General features: G+C 51.4%; 10 protein-coding genes. All 10 read left to right on the top strand.

Features of this window, described 5'->3' with window-relative positions:
• Positions 1-201: 201 nt before the first annotated feature.
• Positions 202-384, top strand: a complete 183-nt coding sequence (locus ACZAHD_RS19995; RefSeq protein ID WP_462458312.1) for a DUF4222 domain-containing protein — start codon at positions 202-204, stop codon at positions 382-384.
• The gene (locus ACZAHD_RS19990) at positions 371-673 is read left to right on the top strand and encodes a hypothetical protein (protein ID WP_462458311.1); all 303 of its coding nucleotides are present in this window, start codon (positions 371-373) and stop codon (positions 671-673) included. Before ACZAHD_RS19995 ends, ACZAHD_RS19990 begins: the two co-directional genes overlap by 14 nt.
• On the top strand, positions 670-1659 hold the full coding sequence (locus tag ACZAHD_RS19985; RefSeq protein WP_462458310.1) for a conserved phage C-terminal domain-containing protein: 990 nt from the start codon (positions 670-672) through the stop codon (positions 1657-1659). Before ACZAHD_RS19990 ends, ACZAHD_RS19985 begins: the two co-directional genes overlap by 4 nt.
• A gap of 199 nt (positions 1660-1858) precedes the next feature.
• Positions 1859-2785, top strand: coding sequence for a phage N-6-adenine-methyltransferase (locus ACZAHD_RS19980; RefSeq protein WP_462458313.1), 927 nt, complete (start codon positions 1859-1861; stop codon positions 2783-2785).
• Positions 2778-4865 carry a DNA cytosine methyltransferase gene (locus ACZAHD_RS19975; protein WP_462458309.1) on the top strand — a complete coding sequence of 696 codons (2088 nt, stop codon included), beginning with the start codon at positions 2778-2780 and terminating at the stop codon, positions 4863-4865. The genes ACZAHD_RS19980 and ACZAHD_RS19975 overlap by 8 nt, the downstream gene beginning before the upstream one ends.
• Positions 4862-5338 (top strand): LexA family protein, encoded by a 477-nt coding sequence (locus tag ACZAHD_RS19970; protein ID WP_462458308.1) that lies wholly within the window; start codon positions 4862-4864, stop codon positions 5336-5338. The genes ACZAHD_RS19975 and ACZAHD_RS19970 overlap by 4 nt, the downstream gene beginning before the upstream one ends.
• A complete protein-coding gene (locus ACZAHD_RS19965) occupies positions 5335-5733 on the top strand; it encodes a RusA family crossover junction endodeoxyribonuclease (protein ID WP_462458307.1) in 399 nt (132 codons plus the stop codon). The genes ACZAHD_RS19970 and ACZAHD_RS19965 overlap by 4 nt, the downstream gene beginning before the upstream one ends.
• Before the next feature lie 89 nt (positions 5734-5822).
• Positions 5823-6647 carry a KilA-N domain-containing protein gene (locus ACZAHD_RS19960; protein WP_462458306.1) on the top strand — a complete coding sequence of 275 codons (825 nt, stop codon included), beginning with the start codon at positions 5823-5825 and terminating at the stop codon, positions 6645-6647.
• Positions 6648-6657: 10 nt separating this feature from the next.
• Positions 6658-7182, top strand: a complete 525-nt coding sequence (locus ACZAHD_RS19955; protein ID WP_462458305.1) for a hypothetical protein — start codon at positions 6658-6660, stop codon at positions 7180-7182.
• 8 nt (positions 7183-7190) lie between these two features.
• Positions 7191-7908, top strand: a 718-nt coding sequence (locus tag ACZAHD_RS19950) for a DUF968 domain-containing protein (RefSeq protein WP_462458304.1), incomplete at its 3' end; no start/stop codon positions are given.

Genomic DNA, 7908 nt, shown 5'->3' with positions numbered 1-7908 from the left:
CAGATAAATCAACGTGTATGGAGAAATGATCCGCATGAGCAATTTAATCGTAAATCTTCACTTACCGCAACTACGGATGTACCCGATCCCGGGTGTTTCGTCGTTTCGGTATGAGCGCATGGTAGGCGGAAAGTGGGTCGAATGTAACCACAGTAGGGCGCGCGGAGTTGTGGGGGTCTTTAACCGGAGGGCTAAGGCGTTATGCGAGAAGTTAACCGGAGGTTCAAAGACCACTACGGTAAACCTGTCAGGGTTATCCGCTGGGAGCCAAAAACGCGACGTGTCATCTACCTGCGAGAAGGTTATTCCCATGAATGTTTTAGCCCGCTCGACCAGTTTCAACGCAAGTTCAAAGAAATAGGGGGAAATAATGAAAAATCATGAGATTAACGAATCAAATATTGCTTTTGATTTTCCCTTTGAATCCCCATTACTCAGGTTGATCATGGTTTATATCCATATTAGTGGAAGCCTTGATGGGGGACGTGAAAAGCTTATTTTTGACCATAAATTTGTTGAGGTGTGCTGCTGTTCATCTTCAGATTTTATCAGGTCAATCAGCTATTTGGTTGAAAATGGGTTCATTAAAAAAATTAACTACGGGATGCAGTTTGGTAGAGCTTCAAGTGGATATGTCGTAACCGTTCCAAACGAATTAAGGAATGGATCATGAATATGTTGATTCAGTTGCTTGATCGCCCAATTGCATACAACCCTGCTTTTGCAAAACTAAAAGTCGGAAAGGTAAAAGCTGGCCCGGTCGCCGCCGTATTTTTGTCTCAGATGGTTTATTGGCATAACCGTATGGATGGCGGGTGGATGTACAAAACCCAGGCTGACATTTTCAATGAAACAGCGCTATCACGCGATGAGCAGGAAACTGCGCGTAAGCGTCTTGTCGCTATGGGTATCCTGGAAGAAGACCGGCGTGGAGTACCGGCAACTATGCACTACCGCATTAACGCGGAAAGGCTGGAAGCTTTGCTGGTTGAGACGACAAAAACAGTGAAGAAAGTCAGCCAGGATAAAACAAGAGTGCGGAACATCCAGAATGTGGAAACGCCGCAATCTGGATTGGTGCAATCCCACAAACTAGATTGCGGTGATGCCGCAAACAAGAATGTGGAAACGCCACAAACAAGTTTGCGGGATTCCCACGAACAAGCTTGTGGGGATCCCGCAAACTTTCCTACAGGAGATTACACAGAGACTACTCAGGAGAATACACAGGGTAATTCAAAACCCTCTCGTCGGGTTCCTGCGGATCCCGACAATAAGTCGGATCCTGAAGTTGTGATTACCGACAACGCGATCGCAGTTCTTACCCATCTGAATCTGGTCAGTGGATCCCGTTACCAGAAATCCAGAACATCCCTGGAAAATATCCGTGCACGTCTGCGCGAAGGATTTACCGTCAACGACTTGAAGCTGGTTATCGATCTGAAGCATGAGCACTGGCACGACAATGACGAGCAATACCAGTACATGCGGCCTGAAACTCTGTTTGGTCCTAAAAAATTCGAGGGATATCTGCAAAGCGCCCTGCGCTGGAATGCTAAGGGGCGTCCACCACGCGAGTCATGGGACACAAAAAAGCCTCGGGATATCAATTCAATTAGCCCAGTTCAAAACACAATTCCAGAGGGGTTTCGGGGATGAAAATTTTGGTAACCCTTATGCGCCATTGGCGACTGTGTCACTGGCGTTCCTGGTGGGAGCTCGATGTTTTATTTCGCAGAAAATATGCTCTCCGCCGTAGTGACATTTTCAGTTTTGAACGTCGTTACTGGTTTCTGAAGGCACTAGTCAGGGCAGATCAGCGCAGGGGAAAACTATGAGTCAGGAAGTTTCTGAAGTGATGAGTGCAGAAGAACAAGCCGTAGAAAAGACAATTAGCCCTTATTGCCTGGCTCTTGAAGAACAGCGCCAGCGCAGTGCGCATTATCTGAAAGAGGTTGGCGATCAATGGCGGACGCCGGATCTTCTATTCTGGGGCGTTAACGCTATTTTTGGCCCACTGGTGTTAGATCTTTTTGCTGACGACAGCAACACAAAATGCCCCGCATGGTATACCGCCGAAGACAACGCATTAACACAGGACTGGTCTGCACATCTGGAAGAACTGGGTGGCGGCGCCTTTGGTAACCCACCGTATAGCCGTTCTCAGTATCACGAAAAACAGGCGGTCACCGGTATGACGCACATTATGAATTACGCCGCAGATCAGCGTGAGAAGAGTGGGCGCTATGTCTTTCTTCTCAAGGCAGCACCGAGCGAAACATGGTGGCCGGAAGATGCGGATCATATTTGCTTTATCCGTGGGCGCATTGGTTTCGATCTGCCTCTCTGGTTTATCCCTGCCGACGACAAACAAAAGGCTACCAGCGCGTTTTTCGCAGGCGCAATAGTTGTGTTTGATAAGACCTGGCGCGGCGAGCGCTTCAGCTATATCCACCGTTCAGATCTGGAAGCGAAAGGCGAGGCATTTATGCGGCTGGCACGGTTTGCTGTTAGCAATGTTCCAGCACAAATAACTACGCAGCCGGAAGTTTTAGAGCAATCGGCAGTGCCTGCTGAATTGCCGGAGACGGAATCGCGTATATGGCCATTGGAAGTAGGGCTCGTCTTTGGACAGGTTGAAGGCTCTGACGGTCTTGAATTGTCCCAGCAAAACAAGCTGAAGGCCCATATCAACCAGTTGTGGCTGGAGCGTATGTCCACCAGCGAAATCATAGCTGTCGCCGGGGGACTGGTTGAGAGCATGCAGGGGGCGAGCCATGCGTGAGATTATTGTTGATAACTTCGCCGGCGGCGGTGGCGCATCGACAGGTATTGAAATGGCGATAGGGCGCAGCGTTGATATTGCCATTAACCACGACGAGAACGCCGTGGCCATGCACCGCACTAACCATCCTGACACATTGCACTATTGCGAAAGCGTGTTTGATGTTTCACCTGCTGCTGCCACCAGCGGTAAACCTGTAGGTCTCGCCTGGTTTTCGCCAGATTGCCGCCATTTCTCGAAGGCGAAAGGGTCTAAGGCTGTAGAAAAAGCCATCCGTGGGTTGGCGTGGATTGTCATTCGTTGGGCGCTGGATGTTGGCCCGCGAGTTATGATGCTGGAAAACGTCGAAGAGTTTAAAACATGGGGTCCGTTACTCGCGGCAGAAATGCGTCCGGATCCGACACGCATCGGTGAAACTTTCCATTCATTTGTCGGGATGCTTACAACCGGTATTCCAGCAGATCATCCTGCGCTGGTGGAGTGTTGTGAGTTCCTGGAGTTATCACTGGATAGCGAGCAGGCGAAACGCTTAATTGCAGGGCTGGGTTATGTCGTCGATTGTCGCGAGCTGCGTGCTTGCGACTACGGCGCGCCGACAATCCGCAAGAGGTTCTTCATGGTGATGCGACGGGACGGCCAACCAATAGTCTGGCCGGAAGCAACCAACGGAGATCCCAAGTCTGCCGCCGTGCTGGCGGGCCAGTTGGAACCGTGGCGTACAGCGGCGGAATGCATAGACTGGTCAATCCCCGCGCCGAGCATCTTCGGACGCAAAAAGTCACTGGCTGAGAATACGCTAAAACGGATTGCCCGCGGCATTCATCGCTTTGTTATCGAAAGCGCTTCGCCGTTCATCGTGAAGTGCAATCACACAACGACACGCGGCAAATACGACTGTTTCCGGGGACAGGCACTGGACGATCCGCTACAGACGATTACGAAAACCCACGGCTATGCAATCGCGGTTCCGCATCTGACAAAATTCCGCACCGGCGCCACTGGGCAGCCCGTTACCGAACCGGTACCGACGGTGACCGCTGGCACGTCGAAACGCCCTGGAGGCAACGGTCATGCGTTGGGCATCGTTGAAGCTGAGTTGGCGCCGTTCCTGGCCGGGAATGGCGGCAGCGAGTATCAGGCTAAACCACGCCCGCTCGATAAACCCGCTCACACCATCCTGAAAGAGTCCAGGGCCTGCGTTGTCGCTCCGGTCATCGCGCGTCAGTTTGGCGCCAGCATCGGACACCGTGCCGACGAACCAAGCGCAACAATCACTGCGGGCGGTGGTGGTAAATCTCAACTGGTTGTGCCGACGCTAATTCAGATGGGATACGGAGAACGGCCCGGCCAGGCACCTCGTGTGCCAGGGTTGGACAAACCACTGGGAACCGTTGTGGCTGGAGGGGGGAAACATGCCGTAGTTGGTGCGTTCCTGGCAAAACACTACGGAGGGAATTATCAGGGCGCTGGCGTGGGGCTGGATGAGCCAGCGCATTCAGTAACGACTGTCGATCACCATGCGCTGGTTACTGCTCAGATTGTGGGGGTTGGTGGCCGCGCCGGGCAGAGTCGTCCGCGAGACGTCAGCGAGCCATTACAGACTATGACCACGAAAGCGGATGCTGCGATGGTTACTTCTCACCTTGTAAAACTGCGCGGTACCTGCCGCGACGGCCAGCGTACTGATAAACCTATGCCGACAGTCACAGCTGGTGGGCAGCACGTGGGGGAGGTTAAAACGACGCTGGCGGTCGAGGACTACGACGAAGAGCGTGCACAGCAGGTGCTGGCGTTCCTGCATAAATATTGCGGGGAGGATTGTACAGGTCTGGTTGAAATCGGCGGCGTGACATACCGCATCGTTGATATCGGAATGCGTATGCTGCAACCGCATGAGCTTTACCGCGCACAGGGCTTCCCAGAGTGGTACATCATTGACCGGGATTACCGCGGCGTGAAGTACGCCAAAGATAAACAGGTTGCACGATGCGGTAACGCTGTGCCGCCGCCGTTCGCTGAAGCACTGGTCCGTGCCAACTTACCCGAAATGTGTGTAAACAGAGAGGAGCAGGCCGCATGATTTCCTTAACCTCAAGGCAACAGGAGGTTCTGGACCTCCTGATCGCTTACCAGCGTAAACATGGTTTCCCACCGACAACTTTCGAACTGACCGGCATGTTGGGGTGCCGGTCCCCCAATGCAGCGGCAACCCATCTTAAGGCGCTGGAGAGAAAAGGTGCGATAACAATCACCCGCGGCGTTTCTCGCGGCATCAGCATAAATTCCTCGCTTATGCGCAGAGAAGTGGCGGTCAATCTCAACAGCATCGTAAAAGTGAAGCTTAATGAAGTCGCTCTCAGGCATATGCGACGCCAACATGAAGAAAATCGCACCCGACATCCGGGAATTTTTGGGGAGTTTGTGCCACCGACAACAGACGAAAATGGATTCTCGTCAATGACATTATGGAGCCTTATGTCCGACATGGGGCAACTTTGTTACAACGGCGGAGAAATTCCGTTTGAGTTGAAAATAGTGCTGGAGGCTGAATGAAATTTTTACTTCCATTCCCGCCGAGCGTTAATACCTATTGGCGATCCCCAAACAAAGGCCCCTCGAAAGGTAAGCACCTGGTTAGTGCCGCAGGTCGAAAATTCAAACATGCAGTACGGTCAGCGGTCATAGAGCAATTACGAGCAATACCCAGACCGTCATCGATGCCAGCATCTGTAGAAATCACGCTTTACCCACCAGACTATCGTCGCCGCGACCTGGACAATTACAACAAAGCACTGCTTGATGCTTTGACTTATGCCGGGATCTGGGAGGATGACAATCAGGTAAAGCGAATGGCTATTGAATGGGGCGAAATCGTCAAGGGAGGTCAGGTAGAAATCACCATATCGGCGTATATAAAAACGCTGGATGTTTGTTCAGTGGTAGGTTGAAGTCTATGCAACTTAGCATTAATCTCAAGGTGTGCAAACGAAACGGGCGTGCAGGCCCGGTCGTCACGTTAAAGTGTATGGAGAAAGCTATGACTAACCATGTCATGGGTGCTGCTGCATCCAAAAAACACCATTTTTTCGCTATTAATGGCGTCTCTATCCGTCAGGATTTAGACGGCCGTTTCTGTCTGAATGATTTACATCGCGCTGCTGGTGGGGAGGAACGACATAGCCCCAATCGCTGGTATCGTTCAGGGATGGCTGCTGAATTGATTTCCGTGCTAACGCCAGATTTGGCGTTTGCTCCGGTAGAGGTGATTCGCGGTGGTAGCAACCCTGGAACCTTCGTATGCAAAGAGCTGGTATACGCCTACGCGATGTGGATCAGCGCTGCTTTTAATCTGAAGGTCATCAGGACATTTGACGCGCTTCAGGCTGCTGGTGCAGCAACCGTCAATGCCGATCGGATCCAGGCTGGTGTAATCCTCCTGGAATCTGCCGCCAAAATGCTCAATCTCTCCAACTCGTCAAAGCTCGGGGCATATCAGAAGCTTCAACAAGTGGCCGGGTTGCCTGATTTAATGCCCTCTTATGCCATTGATGCGCCTGCAGGAGCTCAGGATGGATCCAGCAGGCCAACACTATCTCTCAGCGCTTTGCTCAAAGCTAACAACATCAGAATGACCGCGAACCAGGCTTATCACCTTATGGCAGGCCACGGCATAGTCGAGCAGAAGGAGCGTCGTAGCCGAACGGGTATCAATGGCGTGAAAAGATTCTGGTCTGTTACGGCAAAAGGTTGCCTGTACGGGAAAAACATCACCAGTCCGGCAAATCCCAGGGAGACCCAGCCACATTTTTTTGAATCGAAATTCCCTGAGCTTTTGAAGCTAATTGGCATTGTCACGCCGTAAGGGGATGAACATGAGAATGACTCCCCCACACCTGCAACCAGTGCTTTCCAGGGTAAAGCGCTTTGTAGAGAGGCAACCAGAAGGCGCAACGTTAACCCACCTGACGCACAAAGTGGCGGCGTACAGTGGGCTCAATCGCAAAGACAAAGAGACCCTGATCGAAATTATCCGGGAAAGCGGGATGCTCTGCGTGATCGATGATGGAAGGTCCACAACCTTGCACCACCCGAAATATGGTCACAACTCTGTGGCGCCTGTAATGACACCTCCTCAGCCGACGATGGAAAGCAATATGAATAAACAGATCGAAGTAACTCCCGAAGCATTACTTAAACAAGCTGATGCCCTGATCAAGGCTGCAGAGGTAGCGAAAAAAAAGGCAGGGGACAGGGCCGAAATCAAGAAGCAACTTGATCCGTTAAAGCTTGAAATTCTCCAGGCCTATGGGATGGCCAGCAGGAAGTTCGACGAGTTTGTAGATGCTATGGCTGAAGTCGGAAAAGCCGTACAGAAACTTAAAGATCTGACTGTTTAGGGGGTAATGTGCGAGCGTTGCTTACTCCGGAAATTGTGCCGCGTCTGGGCGTGGTTCTTTTCAAGCCAGGGCGTGAGCTTATGCCTCTGTTTAGCGCTGGCCGTGTTCTTATTGAACGTCAGCCAGAAAACATGAAAGGTTTGCATACAGGCCGGATCCCGGATGCGCGGCAACCTCTTTCAGAGATGGATTCTCTACGAGTTTTTTTTAGTGACGAACGCGTAGTGAAAGCTGCCGGCGGAATCAATGCGCTCGAAGCATGGTTAATTCGTCGTTTCAAACTCTGCCAGTACCCACATTCCGATTATCATCATCACGAGGTCGTAACCATGCGGCATCCACCTGGTGCGCTGTTGGTTTGCTGGCATTGTGACCGTATTTTGGAAGAGCAAACTACTCTCCAACTATCTGAGTTGGCCTACCAGAACGTTGTTGAATGGGTGATCGACACTGTGCTGAATAGTCTCGGTTATAGCAAAGAGCGTGAGTTATCGATGGCTGAGCTTTGCTGGTGGGCAGTGAAATCAGGAATAGCTGACGCGATCACTGAAACGATGGCGCAGCAGGCACTAATGCTTCCTCAGGAGCCAATTCTTTCTGTGTATAAAGAGAGCGACATTGTTCCGTCTGTTCCCGCGGTAGATATTTTGCAGGAACTGGCGAGAAACGTAGAAGTCGCAGACAAACACATTATGAACGAGATAGCTTATGTGCAGCAGGATGAAC

This window comes from Raoultella sp. (genome assembly GCF_039594335.1).
Taxonomy (GTDB): Bacteria; Pseudomonadota; Gammaproteobacteria; order Enterobacterales; family Enterobacteriaceae; genus Klebsiella.
This window is presented reverse-complemented; position numbering and strand designations above follow the sequence as displayed.